The sequence below is a fragment of the Albibacterium bauzanense genome (assembly GCF_004339765.1).
Taxonomy (GTDB): domain Bacteria; phylum Bacteroidota; class Bacteroidia; order Sphingobacteriales; family Sphingobacteriaceae; genus Albibacterium; species Albibacterium bauzanense.
The window spans coordinates 235,402-256,681 of the sequence record NZ_SMGO01000002.1 but is presented as its reverse complement, the minus strand read 5'-3'; the positions used below and the strand labels follow the sequence as shown (position 1 = coordinate 256,681).

Below are 21,280 nucleotides of genomic sequence, written 5' to 3'. Positions count from 1 at the left end.
AATTATGGGTTTTCAAATTTTTGTTACTTTTCTGTTGGTTTTTCTGAATGGCTTTTTTGTCGCCGCTGAATTTGCAATTGTTAAAGTTAGGGCCTCACAAATTGAAATTAAGGCTAAATCGGGAAATAATGTAGCAAATCTTGCGAAACACATAACGAATCATTTAGATGGATATTTAGCTGCAACACAATTAGGAATTACATTAGCTTCACTAGGTTTAGGTTGGGTTGGAGAAGCTGTAATGACCAAGGTTGTTGTTGATTTTCTTGCTCTTTTCAATATTGAGCTAGTTGGCACATTCCAGACTAATATTGGTCACATATTAGCATTCTCTATCATTACGATTTTACATATTGTATTTGGTGAATTAGCCCCTAAATCCATAGCGATTCAAAGGCCGGTAGGTACAACTATGGCATTAACTTTACCGCTAAGGTTTTTCTATATGGTATTCAGACCTTTTATATGGGTATTGAATGGCTTTGCAAATCTTATATTAAAAATGTTGGGCTTTGGTGTTACGATGAATGAAGTGCATCATTCTTCTGAAGAGTTACAATATTTGCTTGATCAAGGAAAGGAATCGGGTGCTTTGAATTTAACGGAGCATGAGTTGATAAAGAATGTTTTTGACTTTAATGAACGGGTTGTTAAGAATGTAATGGTTCCACGTACTAAGATAACTGCTGTAGAGGTTGATAGTCCGAAGGAATTATTATTAAATACAATTATAAGCGAAGGCTATTCCCGGGTTCCTGTATACGATGGATCTATTGATAAGATTGTAGGTATTGTACATGCTAAAGATTTATTGCCGCAGTTGGTAGATAAACAAGAGATTGAATTAAAGAACATTATCAGGAAGCCTTATTTTATCCCGGAAACTAAGAAAATCAATGATTTAATGGCTGAATTTCAGCAAAAGCGGATTCAGATTGCAATTGTTTTGGATGAGTTTGGAGGGACATCAGGAATGGTTACCTTAGAGGATATTGTAGAAGAACTGGTAGGTGAAATCCAGGATGAATATGATGAAGAGCATCCAATTGTTGAACAGGTATCGCAAACCGAATACATTGTTTCAGCATCTGCAAATATTCATGATGTGAATGAATACCTGCCTCTGGATCTACCACAGAGTAATGACTATGACACCCTTTCTGGTTTAGTAAGCGAACTGTTTGATAAGATACCGGATGTTGGCGAATGTAAGGAGTTTCATGGTTATGCTTTTACTATCTTAAAGAAGACTCAACAAAATATTGAGTCTGTTAAAATGGAACGGTTGGAGCAAACTGAAGAAGAGCCGGAAGAATAAAACGTATTACTGTGCATATATTCTATACCCCAGATATTGAGAATCAATGTTTATATTATGATCTTTCAGAAGAGGAAAGTAAACATTGCACTCGGGTATTAAGGTTAAAAGCCGGGGCAAATATTACATTGATTGATGGTAATGGGGGTATATATACAGGCAAGATTGCTGACTCAGTTAACAAAAAGCGAACCAGGGTTGATATTCTTTCCTTTGTAAGAGACGCTAAGAAAAGAAATTATAACCTTCATATGGTTGTCGCTCCCACTAAGTCGTTGGAGCGCTATGAGTGGTTCCTGGAGAAAGCTACAGAGATCGGTATTGATGAAATTACACCTATTATTTGCGAACGTTCTGAGAGGACAGTAATGAAGCTTGACCGCTTAAATAAGATTGTTATATCGGCAATGAAGCAATCTCAGCAGTCGTTTTTACCAATAGTAAATGAACCGGTTAAACTAAAGGATTTCTTTAATCTTAAATTTGAAGGAAAGAAATTTATTGCTCATTGCTTAGAGAATGAGAAAAAACAGTTAAAAGAATCTCTTAAAGAGAACGAGGATGCTGTTATTCTAATCGGTCCTGAAGGAGACTTTAGCGATACTGAAATTGAACAAGCTCTTTCTTTAGGATATATTCCGATTACATTAGGTAATACAAGGTTAAGGACTGAAACCGCAGCTTTGGTTGCCTGTATGGAAGCTAATCTGATAAATCGTTAGTATATGATGAAGCATATTCTTGTTAATAATAATGGCACTTATGCTATTCAAATGGAAGGGGAGGATGTTCTGGTTGATGGTAGTCTAATCCAACTTGATTTGGAGGACTATTCCAACAATCACATACATGTTTTACTAAAGGGTAAAAGCTATTCAGCAGAAATTGTAACAGTTAATTATAAAGAGAAGGAAGCTGAGATAAAGATTAATGGCAATTTATACCATATCTCTTTAAAGGATGAAAAGGATGCTTTGCTGGAAAGTTTAGGGATGGAGTTGAATAAAGCTCAAAGTGTTTCTAACCTAAAAGCACCGATGCCTGGTTTGGTTTTAGAAATACGGGTAAAGGCAGGCGATAAAGTGAATAAAGGAGACTGTTTATTGGTATTGGAAGCTATGAAAATGGAAAATCTTATTAAGTCCCCTTTAGATATAACTATTAAATCTGTTGAAATTTATAAGGGTGATAAAGTAGAAAAGAATCAAGTTCTTATACAATTTGATAATACTATTTAATAATTCTTTTAATCTTATTTGATTGCTTAATTAATTTAAATAGTGTGTCATAGTCTTCTTCTTCAAGAACATCATGCATACGTTGCAATTGTCTGATATGTTCCTCTAAAACTTCAAGTACGTTCTTTTTGTTTTGCTTAAATATGGGTACCCACATATCTGGCGAACTTTTAGCTAGTCTTACTGTTGAAGCAAATCCACCTCCTGCAAGCTCAAATATTCTTCCTTGCGATTTTTCTTTCTCTAATACCGTTAAAGCGAGGGCAAAAGAAGTGATATGAGAGATATGTGATACGTATGCAGTATGCAAATCATGTTCTTTTGCATTCATGAAGACAGGCTTCATTTTTAAAGCATCACATATAGATTCAGCAATTTCAAAGGCATCGGCATCTGTTCGTACAATATCACAGAATACCATATTTTTTCCTGTAAATAAGTCATCTATGGCAGCTTCAGGGCCAGAATATTCAGTACCGGCCATTGGATGTACAGCTACTAATCTACCTCTCTTCGGATGGTCGTTGATTGCCTCAAGTATTTCTTGCTGTGTTGAACCCATTTCCATAACTACTTGATTGTTTTTAACCTTATCAAGTATGGATGGCAATAAGTCTTGAATAGAATTAACAGGAACAGTTAAGATTATCAAATCGGAGTCTTCAATGGCTTCATCAAGTTCAGATGTAGCATCAATTATCCCAAGTTCCAGAGCTTTACTTAGATTGGCACTGTTTGTATCAACGCCAAATATCTTATTTACGGGTATTGTTTTCCTTAAGCTTAATGCTAAGGAACCTCCTATAAGCCCTACTCCAATAATAGAAATTTTCATTTTAACTTGATAGATTTGATGAGGTTATACGGTTAATAGCTTCAGCAAAGGTTGATTCTGGAGCACATAAGCTTATACGAATATGATCTCTGCCCTGGCTTCCAAATATACCTCCTGGCGTTATAAATACCCGTGATTTATCAAGAATTTCGTCAGTTAATACATAAGCGTCTTCATATTTGTCAGCTATCTTAGCCCAAACAAACATTCCGACCTGGTTTTTATCATAGGTACAGTTTAGAATATTTAAAAGCTCATAAACTTTCTCTCTTCTTTGTCTGTAAACTTTATTTAATTCGCTATACCAATCCTTATCTAAAGATAAAGCTTTGCTTGCAGCCATTTGCAGAGGATAAAACATTCCGGAGTCCATATTGCTTTTAAAGCGTAAGATTTCCGAAATACGCTCCTGGGCACCAACTAGCATTCCTATTCTCCAGCCAGCCATATTGAAAGTTTTACTGAAGGAATTTAATTCGATAGCTACTTCCTTGCTTCCTGGTATTGAGAGTATGCTTATTTGTTCATCGTTAAGAATGAAGCTATATGGATTATCGTGACATATTAATATTTGATTCTCCTTTGCGAAAGCAATAATCGCTTTGAAAAAATCGCGATTGGCTTTAGCACCACTTGGCATATGTGGATAATTAATCCACATAATTTTTACCTTGCTTAAATCTCTTTTCGATAGCTCATTCAAATCAGGCAGCCAACTGTCTTCCTCTTTGAGATCGTAGGATACAGGAGTTGCACCACTCAATCTTACGGCTGATAGATAGCTGGGATAACCTGGGTTTGGAACAAGAGCTTCGTCTCCTGGTTGAAGATAGGTCATACATATATGCATAATACCTTCCTTAGAACCAATCAGTGGTAATACTTCAGTTTCTGGATTTAGTGTTACTGAATACTCTTTACCGTACCAGGTAGCAATAGCATTTCTTAATGCCGGTATTCCATTATACTTTTGATATGCATGATTATGAGGATTCTTAGATTCTTCAATCAGTGTGTCGATAACAATAGCAGGTGGTTGTAAGTCTGGACTTCCTATTCCAAGATTTAAAACTTGTATTCCGCTCTTGTTTAATTCTGCTATCTGGCTCAGTTTTTTTGAAAAGTAATATTCTTCAGTATGTTGAAGCCTATCAGCAATTTTCATTTGCATATCATCGTTATTAAGCTTGCAAAATTACTAATGATTTGTTAGATATTTGCTGATAATACAAATATTTAGCCACATACTTTAAAATGTTCGCTAAATTTTCTTACAAATTAAGGACTTTAGCATTTAAAATAACTTGGGTGGGTTTTATTACCTTTGCCTCTACGTTATAATTATGAAAACATATTTTAGATTACTTTCCTTTGCAAAACCAATAGAGAAATTCGCCATCCCTTATGTGATCTGTGCATTGTTAGCAGTTCTTTTTGGTACGATGAATTTGGTGTTAGTTGGCCCGTTATTGAACACCCTATTTATGGCAAAGGATGAAATTGAAACTCTTGCTAAACCAGATAACTGGGTGAATGTTATTGATTGGTTTAATTACTATGCGCAACAGATAAGTGCTACATACGGAGCTTACGGGGCATTGAAGTTAGTTTGTATAGTAATAGTTTCCTCTGTGTTTCTAAGCAATTTGTTTCGTTATTTTTCTCAGCGTATCATGGAGAATTTAAAGATACATACCTTATTGAATCTAAGAAAGACGGTTTTCAATAATGTAATGGATCTTCATGTAGGGTATTTTAATAATCAAAGAAAAGGCGATATTATTTCAAAGATATCGTCCGATGTACAAGTTGTTCAATTCTCAGTGACAGGAACCTTGCAGGTTGTATTCAAAGAACCTTTACAGCTTTTATTCTATATCATATCCTTGCTGATGATGTCGGTTGAGCTTACTTTATTTGCTTTATTGATTATTCCAGTTTCGGGTTTCTTTATTTCCAGGATTGTTAAGCAACTGAAGCAGCAAGCTACAGAAGCTCAGTCTGTTTATGGACAGATGATCAGTTACCTGGATGAAGCTTTATCGGGAATTAAAATCATTAAAGCTTTCAATGCTGTAGAGTTTGTCAAAAAGCGATTCAATGAAGAAAATGCCTATTATTCTAACATTGGCAGGCGTATGGCCAGAAGGCAGCAGCTTGGATCTCCGGTATCTGAATTTTTAGGGGTAATAATGGTGGCCGTAATTCTATTATATGGAGGAAACCTTGTAATTAATGGTGATCAAAACTTTACTGCAGGTACTTTTATAGCCTATATAGCTATCTTTTCGCAGGTAATGCGACCAGCAAAGGCGCTGACCGATTCGTTTACTAATATTCATTCAGGTATTGCTGCAGGTGAACGTGTGCTAGACCTGATTGATCAGAAACCAGGAATCGTAGATGCACCAGATGCCAAAGAGATTGACTCATTTAATAATGAAATTAAGTTAGAAAATATAAGTTTTGAGTACGATGAGAAAGCTGTGTTGGTAGATGTTAATATGAATATTCCAAAAGGCTCAACCATTGCATTAGTGGGCCCTTCTGGTGGTGGAAAATCAACTTTAATGGATTTGATCCCGCGGTTCATGGATCCATCAAAAGGTAGATTATTAATTGATGGCAAGGATATCTGTGATTTGAAGGTTGACTCTTTAAGGAATCTAATGGGTATAGTGAATCAAGATCTTGTTCTGTTTAATGATACGATAGCTAACAATATTGCTTTTGGAATCGAAAATGCTTCTGAAGAAAGTATAATAGCAGCAGCTAAAATTGCGAACGCACATGAGTTTATAATGGAGACAGAATCTGCTTATCAAACGAACATAGGTGATAGAGGTATTAAGCTCTCTGGCGGGCAGAAGCAACGATTATGTATTGCAAGAGCCGTCCTAAGGAATCCTCCTATATTATTGCTTGATGAGGCAACTTCTGCTTTGGATACAGAGTCAGAAAAGTTAGTGCAGGAAGCTTTAAACAACTTGATGAAAAGCAGAACTAGCTTGGTTATTGCTCATCGGTTAAGTACGATTCAACAAGCGGATAAGATATTTGTATTAGAGAAAGGTAGAATAGTAGAAGAGGGAACGCATACAGAACTTCTGGAGAAGAACGGTGTATATCGTAAACTCATTGAAATGCAGCAATTCTATCATTAAACTTTAATTGCCAGAAAAAAGCAGGGGGATGAATTATATAATTCATCCCCCTGCTTTTTATCTATTTATATAATTAAAGCTTTCGCTTTACTTCTACTTGTTCGTATGCTTCTACGATATCGCCTACTTGAATATCATTAAATTTATCAATATTCAAACCACATTCGTATCCTGTAGAAACTTCTTTAACGTCATCTTTAAAGCGTTTCAGGGATGCCAGTTTACCGGTGTAAACAACTACTCCGTCTCGAATTATCCGGATATCGTGGTTACGGTTTATTTTACCGTCTAATACCATACAGCCGGCAATTGTACCAACTTTACTGATTTTGAATGTTTCACGAATTTCAACGTTCGCAACAATCTTCTCTTCGTATTTAGGAGCCAACATACCTTCCATGGCTGATTTAAGCTCATCAATTGCATCGTAAATGATTGAATATAAACGAATATCTATTTGTTCATGTTCTGCTAGTTTCCTTGCACCAGTTGAAGGTCTAACCTGGAAACCGATTATAATTGCGTCAGAAGCGGAAGCTAATAAAACGTCAGATTCTGAAATCTGTCCGACCGACTTATGAATAACATTTACCTGGATTTCTTCTGTAGATAACTTTAATAGAGAATCTGAAAGTGCTTCAATAGATCCATCAACGTCACCTTTAACAATTACATTTAACTCTTTAAAGTTACCGATTGCTAGTCTTCGGCCAATCTCATCCAGAGTAATATGTTTTTGCGTTCTCAGACCTTGTTCTCTTTGTAATTGCAATCTCTGATTCGCTATTCTTCTTGCCTCAGATTCGCTTTCCAAAACATAGAACTTATCACCTGCTGTAGGTGCACCTCCTGTCATTCCCAGAATCTGTACGGGCGATGAAGGACCTGCCGAAACCACCTTTTGTCCACGTTCGTTGGTTAAAGCTTTAACCTTTCCACTATGCGATCCTGCTAGAATTGCATCCCCTACACGTAACGTACCAGATTGGATAAGAACTGTTGTAACAATACCACGTCCTTTATCAAGCTCTGCTTCCACAACTGAACCAACGGCTCGCTTGTTTGGATCTGCAGTTAACTCAAGTAAGTCTGCTTCAAGCAATACTTTCTCTAATAATAGATTTACATTCTCTCCTGTTTTAGAAGATATCTCTTGCGCCTGATACTTACCACCCCATTCTTCTACAAGAATATTCATCGCAGATAATTGTTCACGAACACGATCAGTGTTTGCACTTGGCTTATCTATCTTTGTAAAGGCAAATACGATAGGAAGATTAGCTGCCAGAGCATGGTTAATAGCTTCTTTCGTTTGAGGCATTACGCTATCGTCTGCAGCTATTACAATAATAGCAATATCTGTAACTTTAGCACCACGAGCCCGCATGGCGGTAAACGCTTCGTGACCTGGAGTATCTAAGAAAGTGATCTTGCGACCGTTTTCAAGAGTAACTTCGTAAGCACCTATATGTTGAGTAATTCCACCAGCCTCACCAGTTATTACATCTGATTTACGAACATAGTCAAGAAGCGAGGTCTTACCATGATCCACATGGCCCATTACCGTTACAATTGGTGAACGAGGAATCAAGTTATCCGGATTGTCCTTTTCTTCCAGATCGAATGCTTCTTCTTCATCAGGTTTAATGAATTCTACCTCATGATCAAACTCTTCAGCAACAATACTAATTGTTTCTGCATCGAGACGTTGATTAATTGATACGAACAGGCCTAAGCTCATGCAAGTAGAAATAATCTGTGTTACCGGAACGTCTAAAAGAGTAGCAAGTTCATTAGCCGTAACAAATTCTGTTACTCGAAGTACTTTTGATTGTAATTCACGTTCTAAAGCAGCTTCTTCTGCAGATAAGGCAACATCATCACGTTTTTGACGTCTTAGTTTCGCTCGTTGAGCAAACTTACCGGATTTACCAGCGCCGCTTAAACGTGCAAGAGTTGCTTTAATTTGATCTTGTATCTCTTTATCCGTTGGTTCTTCTTTTTTAACAGCAGGCTGACGTGCTCTTCCTTTATTGAAATCGTTTTTTCCCCGAGGATGTTGTCCTGGTCTGTTAGTTCCGCCAGTGTTAGCTCCACCACGATTGGGAGCCTGACCTGTATGAGGTGCATTTGGTGTACCAGTAGCACCTGTTGCTGAAGGTGTATGAGGCCTGTTTTGTCCTGTAGGAGCTTCTTTACGTTTACGTTTACGTTTATGATCTGTACCAGAACCAGTAGAAGAAGCAACTGGTTGATTCTTTCTACGAGAAGAAGTTGGAAGTTCTATTCTACCAACTACATTTGGACCAGTTAATCGTACGGTCTTAGTACGAAAAACACCATCAGAGTCTGTTTTCCGAGGTTCTTCGGTCTTCGGTTTTGCTTCTTTCTCTTTTTCTATTTTAGTATTTTCTATTGGAGTTTTCTCTACAGGAGCTTCTTCAGCTTTAACTTCTTCAACTTTAGTTTCCTGAGCTTCCTTTTTTTCCTCGGCTTCTACTACAGGCTTAGGAGATTCAACAGGTTTTTCTGAGCTTACCGGTGTTTCAGGAGCAGATGGTTTTATTTCTTCCTTAATTACTTCTGGCTCTTTAGGGGCAGGAGTAGGTTTCAATTCGACTTTATTTTCTTTCTCCACTTGCTCAGTTGAAGGTTTAGCTTTTTCAGGTTTAGTACGTTGATTTAAGTTTTTTAAATCAATTTTACCTACCACCTTTACACCCTTGCGAGTGCTAGCTTCAGTATCTTCTGCCTTATCTTCTTCAGTAGTAGTAGATAAAGGTAGATTTTCTTGCTCTTTATTTTTTTCTACAGAAGGTGGGCTGAAAGTGCTGTTTTTTATAAGAACTTCTTCTGTTTCTGAACCTCTATCAGATCTATCTTGAATAGATTCAATAGGAGTCTCATCGCGGCGGATTTTACCAATAACAATTTGATTGGCTTCTTCCTTCACGATTTTGTCCCCCTGATATTCTTTCAATAGAACATTGTACATTTCGCCGTTCAGTTTCGTATTTGGTTTTGACTCTATATCATAACCTTTCTTACTTAAAAAATCAACAGCTGTAGCTATACCAATGTTTAATTCTTTGGCGGCTTTCAGTAAGTTAATGCTTTTACCTTCTGTCATTTATTATTATTACCCTTTATTTATACTACAAAAGTATACTTTTTTACTTGTTAATTACCAATGATTTATAGAAAACGTATGTTTCGCATTGTTTTATTCAAACTCAGATTTGAAAATCTGAATAACATCAATGATAGTTTGTTCTTCTAAATCAGTTCTTTTTATTAGTTCCTCCACACTTAATGCAAGTACAGATCGAGCTGTGTCAAGGCCTACACGTTTAAATTCATCAAGAATCCAGCTCTCGATTTCGTCTGAGAATTCTTCAATATCAACATCTTCATCGCTTTCATCAGATTCACGGTATACATCAATTTCATATCCCGTTAATTTACCTGCCAGTTTAATATTATGTCCTCCACGGCCAATCGCTAATGAAACCTGGTCTGATTGTAAATAAACTTCAGCACGTTTTTCCTCCTCATCAAGTTTAATCGATGATATTTTAGCAGGGCTTAATGCTCTGGTGATATATAGAGAAGTATTGTTTGTGAAATTGATAACGTCAATGTTTTCATTACGCAATTCACGAACGATACCATGAATACGTGAACCTTTCATACCCACACAAGCACCCACCGGGTCAATACGATCATCATATGATTCAACAGCTACTTTCGCACGCTCGCCTGGTTCTCTTACAATCTTTTTGATTGTAATAAGGCCATCAAAGATTTCGGGGACTTCCAGCTCGAATAATCGGTGGAGAAATTCCGGTGCAGTTCTGGAAATAATAATCTTAGGCGAGGCATTCATCATATCTACTTTATGAACGACTGCACGGATACTATCTCCTTTTTTGAAATAATCGGCAGGGATCTGCTCTGTCTTTGGTAATATTAATTCATTACCATCATCATCCAGCACCAAGGTTTCCTTTTTCCAGATCTGATAAACCTCTCCAGTCACCAACTCACCTACTCTATCTTTATATTTCTTGAATATCTCATCCTTTTCAAGCTCCAATACTTTAGAAACTAAAGTTTGACGGGCAGCTAAAATTGCACGTCTACCGAAACTTTCTAGGGTGATCTCCTCAATAAAGTCGTCGCCAACTTCTAAATCAGCATCTACCTTTCTTGCTTCAGCCAATTCAATTTCTAAGTCATCATCTTCAGAAAATTCATCCTCAACAACAACTCGTGTGCGCCATATTTCAAGGTCACCATTGTCCGGATTTACAATTACGTCACAGTTCTCATCCGTACCAAAGCGTCTGCGAATCATGCTACGAAACACTTCTTCTAATACGCTGATCACTGTAGGGCGATCGATGTTTTTAAAGTCTTTAAACTCTTGAAATGAGTCTATCAGATTAATATTGCTCATTTTATTTAAATGAAATTAACACTTTTGTTTCTACTATATTATCGATATTAAAAAAGTTTTCTTGCTGAATAGCCTTCTTCCCTTTTTCTTTTATTGATTCATTGATAACAATTCCTTCCGGAGTATAACTAAGTAATACTCCCTCATGCTTCTCTCCATTGGTTAATTTAACACTTACTTCACGACCAATGTTTTTCATAAATTGGCGGTCAAGAACCAAAGGAGATTCTATACCCGGAGAGGATACTTCAATGTTATAAGCGGCTTCTATTATGTTTTCTTCTTCAAGATGAAAACCCACATGTCTGCTTATAGCAGCACAGTCTTGAATGTTCAGACCGTTATCCCCGTCAACTAAAATAGATAATTTTGCATTAGGAACATATTGAACGCTAACCAAGAATAAATCTTCCCGGTCTGAGATCTTATCTCTCACCAATTCGGTAACGTATTTTTCTATATTCATTATAAAAAGCTTCTTTAAAAAAAAGAGGGAACGACATGTTCCCTCTTTCTCAAGAAGCACAAATATAAGAAATTATTTTATAATATAAAAAGCCTTATCTTAATTAACTGTTTACGAAGGTATTATTATAAAAAACAGAATGTTATAAATTTGCCTTCGATGCATCAACTATCTTTTGATAGTAGGCTTCATAATGTGGAAGAATTAAGCTTAGCTCAAACTTTTTAGCCCGGTTCAATGCTGCCTTTTTAAAGGTATTTAAACGATCGCAATCTTCTAAGATATAAAGTGCATTTTTTGCCATATCATCAACATCTCCTACGTTACTCATAAAGCCTGTTACACCATTTACGATTAACTCAGGTATTCCGCCAACATTGGTTGCTACCACAGGAACTTTACATGCCATTGCTTCAAGAGCCGCTAGTCCGAAACTTTCCGACTCAGAAGGCATTAAAAACAAGTCTGAAACGGATAAGATCTCTTCTACAGCATCTTGCTTACCCAAGAACCGAACATCATCAACAATTCCTAATTCACGACAAAGTTTTTCATTATTTGCACGTTCCGGACCATCACCAACCATGAGAAGTTTGGAAGGTATTGTTTCCTTTATCTTCTTAAAGACGTGAATTACATCCATTGTCCTTTTTACTTTTCTGAAGTTGGATGTATGTGTAATTACTCGTTCATCTCCGGGAGCAATTGCTTTTTTGAAATGTTCTCTAGGTTTAAGGCTGAATCTGCTTAGGTCAATAAAGTTAGGGATTACTTGTATTTCTTTGGTTATATTGAAATGATTTAAAGTATCCTTCTTCAGGTCTTCAGAAACAGCGGTAACTCCATCTGATTCATTTATTGAGAATGTAACTACCGGGTTATAGCTTGGATCGCGCCCAACAAGTGTAATATCAGTTCCATGCAAAGTGGTAATAACAGGGATATTTATATTGTAGGTCTTTAGTATCTGTTTTGCCATATAAGCTGCTGAAGCATGAGGTATGGCATAATGTACATGAAGTAGATCCAGTTTTTCGAATCTAACAACATCCACTAATTTACTGGAGAGAGCTAACTCGTAGGGTGGAAAATCGAATAAAGGATATTTAGATATACTAACTTCGTGATAAAAAAGATTTGCCGAAAAGAAATCTAATCGTGCAGGTTGGTTATAAGTTATAAAATGAACCTGATGTCCATGTGCAGCTAAAGCTTTGCCTAATTCTGTCGCAACGACACCGCTTCCGCCAAAAGTTGGGTAACAAACGATACCTATTTTCATTTGAATAAATTCTAAATTTGATTTTGATCATAAATAGGCACATTTACCATTTATGATAAGAGTTAGCTAAGATAATTTTAATATTTCTAAAGTTGAATTATTTTTCTGGAATTGCTTTATAAACTGCATCCTGGATTCTCGAACGAATGTTTAATTCTGATAAGAAAGGACTTACGTAAGGCTGAACCCGATTTGATAAAAAGATATAAATCAGCTGTTGCTCAGGGTCTATCCAAATACATGTACCAGTATAACCGGTATGTCCAAAAGTAAAAGGTGAAGCAAACTCAGAAGGATACCCATTATCTATTTCTGGATCCCATCCGTCAAAACCCAGGCCCCGACGACTATTTTCTCCATATCTGCGAGTGTATTTTGTTATTGTTTCAGGTTTAAAGTAATCCTCACCTCCGTAATTTCCATTGTTTAATAATAATTGGCCAAATATCGCTAAATCATTAGCTGTAGAAAAAAGCCCTGCATGTCCGGCAACACCTCCTGCCATAGCGGCCCCTTGATCATGAACATAACCTATTAGTTGAGACTTCCTGAATGTTTTATCAAGCTCCGTAGGTATAATCCGTGATATTGGAAACTTTTTCCAGGGATTATACCCTGTAGAATACATTCCCAGCTTTTTATAAAAATTGTTTTCTACATAGCTATCAAGAGTTTCATTAGTTACAGTTTCTATTATACGTTGCATAATATACATGCTGATATCACTGTAAACATACTTACCGGGAGGGTTGACTTTCGACTTCAGCATCAATGGCCACATAACATCTTCAAAGTAATCTTTTCTTAAATAATAATGTTCTGAAACTTTTACTGGAAAAGCAGCAGAAGAATCAAGACGATAATCCTTTTCAGTTAAATCCCTATAAAAAGGAATAAAAGGAATAAGTCCGGCCTGGTGCAGCATTAAGTCTCTTACTTTTATATTTTCCTTATTCGTTCCTTGAGCGTCCCTCAAATAATCACCTACCGTTTTCTCTAAATCAATTTTACCTTCTTCTTCAAGGTGCATTACAGCAAGCGTGGTAGCAGCAACCTTACTTACAGATGCCAGGTCAAAGATATCATCTACTTTCGTCGGCTCATTTATATCGTAATAATGATTGCCATAAGCTTTGTTGAAGATTACTTTATTATCTTTAACGATCATGACTACAGCCCCTGGAGCAGCTTTCTTATCAATCATTTCTTCTGCAATAGCATCAATTTCCTTAGTAAGTTTCTTTCCGTTTATACCAACTCTTTCTGGTATGGCATATTGCAGCCTGCTTTGTTGAGTTAAAAACCCATCGCCTAATTTAAAATTAGAAGAGATAGAATCTTTTAAATAACCTTCGGCATCGACACCTCCAAAAATGAGCTCAACACTTGTTTTTTCTGCATAATCACTTGTATCCTCACTCCAGATAATAGGAACGTCTAGGTCATTAAGTTTTGCTAAACCAACTGCCGGACCAAAGCCGGTAATTATGACTTGATTATCTTTAGCTATATCTATTGTCTGCTCAATAAAATCCTCGTCCGAGAAAAAATTGCTATCTGCACGAATTATAAATGTATTGAAGCTCCCTTTTAATTCTTTAAGTTGATGCAACTTTATGGGGGATACCAAAGCGTAGTTGCTTAATGTGCTGTCGAAAGAGGCGCTCCCGTTTATTGAAACAATTTTTCGGGCTTCAAGATCTTGAATTGGAATTATGGATCTTGAATTGTTTAACAGTACAATCGCTGCCTCGATTCGATTTTGACTGGTAATGATGTCCTCTATTTTTTCTTGCGCACAAGCCGATATAGTAAATAAGAAGAATAATATAATGAAGAAAGGTGTAAACCTTGATATATGCATTTGAATATCTTTAGATCTTTCTAATATATACAATTTTATATTTTATTTAATTATGCATTGCTGTTAAAAGGATTTTATGAACAAGCATGTATTAAGATTTTTAAGATATTTGCAGCATGGGTATTATTCCTCAGAGCGTTTCTGAATTTATCGATGGATTAAGAAATCGGCTGGACTCTTCTATTACGCTTAAAGAGATTAATAGTCAAACCTTTGCTATAGAGATTTTAGAAAGTGATTACCTTTTAGTATTTTATCTGCAAGGTGCTTCTAAAATAAAATTTGAGGATCAAGAATCCAGTAAGCTCTTTATTCATATTGATGAGGATGTTTGGCTTCGTAAACCACAATTGTTATTGAACAGAATTAAAGTACTAGTAGGAAAGGGAGAACGTGTATATGCACGTCAATGTGTTACAGCTCGTATCGATAAACAAACTGCTTTAAGTTTTCAGAAAGAGCATCATTTACAAGTAGAGTTACCTGGAAAGTACCGATACGGTTTATTCTTTCAGGGAGAATTGGTTGCGATTATGGTTTTTAGCGGAGGAAGGTTAATGAGACATTCAGAAAACTATCGGTCTTTTGAATGTTTGAGATTCTGTTCAAAACAACAATTGGTAGTAATAGGAGGGTTTAGTAAGCTATTGAAAGCTTTTGTCCATGATTTTAAACCCAATGATGTTATGACTTATGTGGATGCAGATTGGTCGGATGGAAGTAAATTTGAAAAACTAGGCTTTATAAAGATCATGGTCACAGATCCTCAAGTTTTCTTTGTGAATAAAGAAAATAACGAAAGACTTTTGATTCCAAAGTTTGAAGATCATAGCCTGAGTAATACCTCTTTTTATAGAGTTGCCAATTCAGGCAGTATTAAAATGATAAAATATTGTTAATCGTAAGATCGATTTAATTTACGATTAGAATTTATATATTTAGCTTTACAATAAATTGAAGAATAAATTAAATAACACTATGAAAAGAAAATTGAGAATGGGTATGCTTGGTGGTGGAAATGATGCCTTTATTGGCGCTGTACACCGTAGAGCTGCATTCATGGACGGATTAGTTGAACTTGTATGTGGTGCATTCAGTGTTGACCCTAAAGTAAGTAAAGAATCTGGTGAAGCCCTTTTTGTAAACCCTGATCGAGTATATCTTACATATCAGGAAATGATTGAAAAAGAAAGCCAGCTACCTGCAGATGTAAGAATGGATTTCTTAACGATTGTTACTCCTAACTTCGTTCATTTCGCTCCAGCCAAAATGGCTTTAGAAAATGGTTTTAATGTTGTCATTGAGAAGCCAATGACTTTTTCATTAGAAGAGGCTGTTGAACTAAAAGAAATTGTTGAAAAAACAGGCTTGACATTAGCATTAACACATACCTATAGTGGCTATCCAATGGTTAAACAGGCGAAAGCTATGGTTGCCAATGGTGAGCTTGGAAAAATCAGAAAAGTAATTGTTGAATATCCTCAAGGATGGTTAAGCCGTCTTTCAGAAAGAGAAGGAAATGCAGGTGCAGCCTGGAGAACAGATCCTAAGAAATCAGGTAAAAGTGGTGCTATGGGCGATATTGGTACTCACGTAGCTCATTTAGCAGAATACGTTACCGGCTTAAAAATATCTGAACTTAATGCTGATTTATCCATCGTAGTAGAAGGAAGAATGTTAGATGATGACGGAAACGTTTTACTACGTTTTAATAATGGTGCTAACGGAGTATTAATTGCAACACAAATTGCAGCGGGTGAGGAAAATGCGATCTCTATGCGGATTTATGGAGAAAAAGGTGGTTTAGAATGGAAGCAACACGATCCTAATAATTTATATGTTAAATTATTAGATCGCCCGGTACAAGTATATCGTCCGGGTAATGCTTACATGGAGCCATATACATTAAGTAGTTTTGCTACGCACAATACACGTATTCCTGCAGGTCACCCAGAAGGGCTTTTAGAGGCATTTGCTAACATCTACCGTAACTTCGTTTTAACTGTTTCTGCTAAATTGAACGGTGAAACTCCAACGGCAGAAATGCTTGATTTCCCTCAAGTTGATGAAGGTGTAAGAGGCATGGCTTTCGTTGATAAAGTAGTTGAAAGTAATAACAGTAATGAAAAGTGGATTAAGGTAGATTAATTACCTGATCTATTAATTAAGAGCCTGGTAGAGATATTCTGCCAGGCTCATATTATTTTAGCAGATTGGAAGAAGAAAAGTTTGATTTAATATGTATACTGGGTCCTACAGCTTCTGGCAAAACGACGCTGGCGGTTGCTTTGGCCAAGATGGTAGATGGAGAGATCATCAGTGCCGATTCTCGTCAGGTTTATCGGGGTATGGATATCGGAACCGGTAAAGATCTGGAAGAGTATGGTGATGTTCCCTATCATTTAATCGATATTCTTGATGCCGGAGAAATATATGGAGTCAGTCAGTTTCAAAAAGATTTTAAACGAGTAGTTCGTGAAATAAGGAGCCGAAAACGGATACCCATCTTATCCGGAGGAACAGGGCTTTATATTCAAGCAGTTCTGCAAAATTTTTCACATACCTATATTCCAAGAGATTTCACATTGCGCGATTCATTAATCGACAAAGAGTATTCTGATTTAAAACAACTATTCGAAAAGCTACCAAAAGCTCATTCATTCAATGCAGATATAAGTACACATAAGCGGTTAATAAGAGCAATCGAAATTGCAAAGTGGTTAGAAGGAAATGAACTGCTAGAAGAGCCTGACCTATCAATAGAGCCCATTATTTTTGGAATAAACTTAGATTTGGATACTCGCCGGTCAAACATTAGTGAAAGATTACGCGAACGTTTTGATAAAGGCCTTATTGATGAGGTTCAGCAACTTCTGGATAAGGGTATTTCAGCAGATATGTTGATCTTTTATGGCTTGGAATATAAAATAATTACACAGCATCTTCAGGGTGATTATACACTCGAAGAATGTTTCAATAAGCTAGAGATAGCAATTCACCAATTTGCAAAGAGACAAATGACTTATTTCCGAAAAATGGAAAAAGATGGCTTGAAAATCCATTGGGTAAATCAAAACACATTAACTGAACGGTTAGATTTTATTACCAAATTCGTACCTTAGCGACGTATGTCTGATATAATAAGCCTGCTACCTGATTCAGTAGCAAACCAGATAGCTGCAGGAGAGGTGGTACAGAGACCAGCCTCTGCAGTGAAGGAATTATTGGAGAATTCTATTGATGCAGGAGCAGACAAGATTCAATTGATAATTAAAGATGCCGGAAAGTCATTAATCCAGGTAATTGATAATGGCTGTGGAATGAGCGTAACCGATGCACGATTGTGTTTTGAGCGCCATGCTACGTCTAAGATAAAGCGGGCAGAAGATCTTTTTGCTATTAGAACCATGGGTTTTCGGGGTGAAGCTATGGCTTCTATCGCGGCTATTGCACAAGTAGAGTTAAAAACAAGAAGACACGAAGATGAGCTTGGCACCTGTGTTGAAATAGAAGGGTCAAAGGTTATTAACCAAGAACCGATTGCTACAGCAGCCGGAACTAGCATCAGTATTAAAAATCTCTTTTATAACATTCCTGCCAGACGAAACTTTCTTAAAAGTAATTCAGTAGAATTAAAACATATCGTTGATGAGTTTCAACGCCTTGCACTGGCTAATCCGGGAATTTTCTTTAGTCTTCATCATGATGGAAATGAGCTGTTTCATTTGCCTGTTTCGGGCCTGAAGCAACGGATTATCCATGTCTTTGGCAGTAGTTATAATCAACGTTTAGTTCCGGTAGAGGAGGAAACCTCCATAATTAATTTAAAAGGTTTTGTTGGAAAGCCTGAATTTGCAAAGAAAACACGCGGAGAGCAATATTTCTTTGTAAACAAGCGGTTTATCAAAGACCCTTATCTTAATCATGCCGTAATGGGCGCTTATAATGAGTTGTTATCAACAGACAGCTATCCATTATATGTTTTGTTTATTGATATAGATCCCTCTAAAATAGATATCAACGTACACCCTACCAAAACTGAAATAAAGTATCAGGACGATCGGTCTATTTATGCAATAGTACGTTCAGCCGTAAAGCGCTCATTAGGAAAATATAATATCACCCCTTCCTTAGATTTTAATCAGGAAACCGGATTTAATCAAATGATAAGTCCAAAGCCGATGAACGAGATTGTAGCTCCCTCAATCAGCTTTAATCCAAAGTTTAATCCTTTTGATGATGCCGGAAAGAGTAAGCAAACAGGCATAAGTGGCTCAGGGGGTAATTCATCCTTCAAAAGCCCAATAAACCATAACTGGGAAACTCTATATGAGATATCCGATAAAGCTGAAGTCAGTCAACTTCATTTACATAATGAAGAAAATGTAAAGACTACTTTTTCTTCTGAGAAACAAATATTTCAACTGCATAATTGCTTGATTATCTCACAAATTAAATCGGGCTTTATTGTAGTTGAACAGCAATCTGCCCATGAAAGAGTGCTTTATGAGCGATTTATTCAACAGCTAGAAAATCATAAAGGTGCAAGCCAGCAAAGCTTGTTCCCACAAACAGTAACGCTAAGTACATCAGATTTTGAATTAATACAAGACCTATTGCCTCAGATTGAAGTCTTAGGTTTTCAGGTTCGCCCTTTTGGTAAAACTGCGTTGATCATTGAGGGCATTCCAGCAGATATCGGACCAGGCTTTAGTGAGACTCAGGTTATTGAACAATTATTAGAAACTTATAAAAATTATCAAGCAGTTGATCGCCTTTCTAAACGTGAAAGTTTGGCACGTAGTTTGGCTAGAAATGCAGCAATCAAAAGTGGAACATCTCTTAGTAAAGAGGCAATGGGAGATCTGATTGATCAATTGTTTGCTTGTGAAAGCCCCAATGTTTCTTTAAGCGGTAAACCTATAATCATTACCTTTACGCTCAAGGAATTATTGGAAAAATTTGGAAAATTAAATTAAAGATTGAAGATGTTTACAAACCTCCTTATGACCCCCGTAGTTAAGAATCTGTTAATATTTAATATTATCGGATTTGTTGGCTCAATGATTTTTACACAGGCCAATATGTTATTTGGAGTTTACTATCCAGACTCGGTTATGTTTCATAGCTGGCAGGTGATAACCTATATGTTTATGCATGGAGGTTTTGCTCATATTTTCTTTAACATGTTCGCTTTGTTTATGTTCGGACCTGTTATTGAGCGAATTCTCGGACCAAAGAAGTTCATCAATTTTTATTTAATTACAGGACTGGGTGCTTTAGCATTGCAGTTTTTTGTTCAGGGAATTGAAGTATACCAACTGGTAGGAACACCTTTTGCAAGAGATTTCTTTGAATACGACAGATCAACCGGAATGATTTCCAGTAACTTTCCCGGACTTACACAAGAAGGTCTTCGTTCATTAGCGGTAACTTATAATACGCCAATGGTCGGTGCCTCTGGAGCAATATTTGGAGTGTTAGTGGCTTTTGGATATCTTTTCCCAAACACTTCACTTTATTTAATGTTTATTCCAGTACCTGTAAAAGCAAAATACTTTATTCCGGTTTATATATTAATCGAACTGTTTTTAGGGTTTTCTCGTTTTTCAGGTGATTCGGTTGCCCATTTTGCTCATTTAGGAGGTGCTTTGTTTGGATTCTTACTTTTAAAAATATGGCGTATCGGAAGGCCACAACCATGGTAGAGCACATGCACTTTATTTGTATTTTGCGCAAACGATTTGTAATTTCAAACTATAAATAAAAGTTTTTAATGAGAAGCTCAATTTTAAGCGATCTGCGATATAGGGTCTTTAAATCAGGGAACCCACTTTACCAATTCATTGCAATCAATGTAGGTGTTTTCTTGTTGCTTAATCTGTTGTATGTAATTGAGTTCCTCTTCGGACAAGCAGGCTTAATAAGCGAGCCATTGCAGAATCAATTAATGATGCCGGCAAGTTTTGCTGCATTTGTAATGAAACCATGGACGATCATTACTTACATGTTTACGCAAAGGGAGTTCTTTCATATCTTATTTAATATGTTATGGCTGTTCTGGCTGGGTCAAATATTTCTTGATTTCTTAAATCGGCGACAATTCATCTTCAACTATCTTGCAGGTGGACTAATGGGTGGAGTAGCGTTCATTTTACTGTATAACTTTCTGCCTGTGTTTAAGAATGATGCACAGCTTAGCGTGTTGCTGGGTTCTTCAGCAGCAGTGAGCGCAATTGTTGTTGGAACTGCAACCTTATTGCCAGATTATGCAATCAGAATGCTGTTCTTTGGAAATGTTAAATTAAAATATTTAGCCTCAGTATTTATTATTTTAGATCTAATCGGAATAGCAGGAGCAAATCCTGGTGGAAGCCTTTCACACTTAGGCGGAGCGCTTTTTGGTTATTTATATATTAGTCAACTGCAGAAAGGGAATGATTGGAGCAAAATCTTTGTTAAAGGCAAGAAAAAGCCCAAACTGAAGGTTTTTAAAAACGAACAACCCGTAAAAACATCGCGTACTATTCCAAACCAGGAATATATTGATACCATTCTTGATAAGATATCTCAATCAGGCTATGAAAATTTAACAAAAGAGGAGAAAGCGGCCTTGTTTAAAGCAAGTAAACAAGATCAAAGTTAGAAAGAAAG

Annotated in this window: 17 protein-coding genes; 10 read left to right on the top strand and 7 right to left on the bottom strand. The window is 36.6% G+C overall.

Features of this window, described 5'->3' with window-relative positions; translation table 11 throughout:
• The first annotated feature begins 4 nt into the window (after positions 1 to 4).
• Genes C8N28_RS06940 through C8N28_RS06930 form a run of 3 tightly spaced genes read left to right on the top strand, consistent with a single transcriptional unit; the run spans position 5 to position 2,556 of the window.
• Positions 5 to 1,318, top strand: coding sequence for a hemolysin family protein (locus C8N28_RS06940; RefSeq protein ID WP_132222989.1), 1,314 nt, complete (start codon positions 5 to 7; stop codon positions 1,316 to 1,318).
• Between the two features lie 11 nt (positions 1,319 to 1,329).
• On the top strand, positions 1,330 to 2,040 hold the full coding sequence (locus tag C8N28_RS06935) for a 16S rRNA (uracil(1498)-N(3))-methyltransferase (RefSeq protein WP_132222987.1): 711 nt from the start codon (positions 1,330 to 1,332) through the stop codon (positions 2,038 to 2,040).
• Between the two features lie 3 nt (positions 2,041 to 2,043).
• The gene (locus C8N28_RS06930; RefSeq protein ID WP_221410214.1) at positions 2,044 to 2,556 is read left to right on the top strand and encodes an acetyl-CoA carboxylase biotin carboxyl carrier protein subunit; all 513 of its coding nucleotides are present in this window, start codon (positions 2,044 to 2,046) and stop codon (positions 2,554 to 2,556) included.
• On the opposite strand, the gene C8N28_RS06925 is transcribed toward C8N28_RS06930, so the two are convergent.
• Together C8N28_RS06925 and C8N28_RS06920 are read right to left on the bottom strand one after the other, a co-directional pair.
• Positions 2,549 to 3,391, bottom strand: a complete 843-nt coding sequence (locus C8N28_RS06925; RefSeq protein WP_132222985.1) for a prephenate dehydrogenase — start codon at positions 3,389 to 3,391, stop codon at positions 2,549 to 2,551. The genes C8N28_RS06930 and C8N28_RS06925 overlap by 8 nt on opposite strands.
• Before the next feature lies 1 nt (position 3,392).
• The gene (locus tag C8N28_RS06920; RefSeq protein WP_132222983.1) at positions 3,393 to 4,562 is read right to left on the bottom strand and encodes a pyridoxal phosphate-dependent aminotransferase; all 1,170 of its coding nucleotides are present in this window, start codon (positions 4,560 to 4,562) and stop codon (positions 3,393 to 3,395) included.
• Between the two features lie 172 nt (positions 4,563 to 4,734).
• Between C8N28_RS06920 and C8N28_RS06915 the strand changes: the two genes are divergently transcribed.
• On the top strand, positions 4,735 to 6,555 hold the full coding sequence (locus tag C8N28_RS06915) for an ABC transporter ATP-binding protein (protein ID WP_132222981.1): 1,821 nt from the start codon (positions 4,735 to 4,737) through the stop codon (positions 6,553 to 6,555).
• A gap of 73 nt (positions 6,556 to 6,628) precedes the next feature.
• On the opposite strand, the gene infB is transcribed toward C8N28_RS06915, so the two are convergent.
• The 5 genes from infB to C8N28_RS06890 form a co-directional block, all read right to left on the bottom strand.
• The gene (infB, locus tag C8N28_RS06910; RefSeq protein WP_132222978.1) at positions 6,629 to 9,685 is read right to left on the bottom strand and encodes a translation initiation factor IF-2; all 3,057 of its coding nucleotides are present in this window, start codon (positions 9,683 to 9,685) and stop codon (positions 6,629 to 6,631) included.
• Positions 9,686 to 9,778: 93 nt separating this feature from the next.
• Entirely contained in the window at positions 9,779 to 11,014 is a 1,236-nt protein-coding gene (nusA, locus tag C8N28_RS06905; RefSeq protein WP_132222976.1) for a transcription termination factor NusA, read from the bottom strand.
• Between the two features lies 1 nt (position 11,015).
• Positions 11,016 to 11,480 carry a ribosome assembly cofactor RimP gene (rimP, locus tag C8N28_RS06900; RefSeq protein WP_132222974.1) on the bottom strand — a complete coding sequence of 155 codons (465 nt, stop codon included), beginning with the start codon at positions 11,478 to 11,480 and terminating at the stop codon, positions 11,016 to 11,018.
• Positions 11,481 to 11,622: 142 nt separating this feature from the next.
• Positions 11,623 to 12,762, bottom strand: a complete 1,140-nt coding sequence (gene bshA / locus C8N28_RS06895; protein ID WP_132222972.1) for an N-acetyl-alpha-D-glucosaminyl L-malate synthase BshA — start codon at positions 12,760 to 12,762, stop codon at positions 11,623 to 11,625.
• A gap of 97 nt (positions 12,763 to 12,859) precedes the next feature.
• On the bottom strand, positions 12,860 to 14,626 hold the full coding sequence (locus C8N28_RS06890) for a serine hydrolase domain-containing protein (protein WP_132222970.1): 1,767 nt from the start codon (positions 14,624 to 14,626) through the stop codon (positions 12,860 to 12,862).
• A gap of 116 nt (positions 14,627 to 14,742) precedes the next feature.
• On the opposite strand from C8N28_RS06890, the gene C8N28_RS06885 reads away from it, so the two are divergent.
• The 6 genes from C8N28_RS06885 to C8N28_RS06860 all read left to right on the top strand — a co-directional run bounded on the left by C8N28_RS06885 (position 14,743) and on the right by C8N28_RS06860 (position 21,272).
• Positions 14,743 to 15,525 (top strand): hypothetical protein, encoded by a 783-nt coding sequence (locus C8N28_RS06885; RefSeq protein ID WP_132222967.1) that lies wholly within the window; start codon positions 14,743 to 14,745, stop codon positions 15,523 to 15,525.
• Positions 15,526 to 15,604: 79 nt separating this feature from the next.
• Positions 15,605 to 16,774: a Gfo/Idh/MocA family protein gene (locus C8N28_RS06880; protein ID WP_132222965.1), complete on the top strand. Its 1,170-nt coding sequence runs from the start codon at positions 15,605 to 15,607 to the stop codon at positions 16,772 to 16,774.
• Positions 16,775 to 16,839: 65 nt separating this feature from the next.
• Positions 16,840 to 17,748 carry a tRNA (adenosine(37)-N6)-dimethylallyltransferase MiaA gene (gene miaA / locus C8N28_RS06875; RefSeq protein ID WP_132222963.1) on the top strand — a complete coding sequence of 303 codons (909 nt, stop codon included), beginning with the start codon at positions 16,840 to 16,842 and terminating at the stop codon, positions 17,746 to 17,748.
• Between the two features lie 6 nt (positions 17,749 to 17,754).
• Positions 17,755 to 19,605: a DNA mismatch repair endonuclease MutL gene (mutL, locus tag C8N28_RS06870; protein ID WP_132222961.1), complete on the top strand. Its 1,851-nt coding sequence runs from the start codon at positions 17,755 to 17,757 to the stop codon at positions 19,603 to 19,605.
• 27 nt (positions 19,606 to 19,632) lie between these two features.
• Positions 19,633 to 20,334: a rhomboid family intramembrane serine protease gene (locus C8N28_RS06865; protein WP_246012768.1), complete on the top strand. Its 702-nt coding sequence runs from the start codon at positions 19,633 to 19,635 to the stop codon at positions 20,332 to 20,334.
• A gap of 68 nt (positions 20,335 to 20,402) precedes the next feature.
• On the top strand, positions 20,403 to 21,272 hold the full coding sequence (locus tag C8N28_RS06860; RefSeq protein ID WP_132222957.1) for a rhomboid family intramembrane serine protease: 870 nt from the start codon (positions 20,403 to 20,405) through the stop codon (positions 21,270 to 21,272).
• Positions 21,273 to 21,280 lie beyond the last annotated feature (8 nt).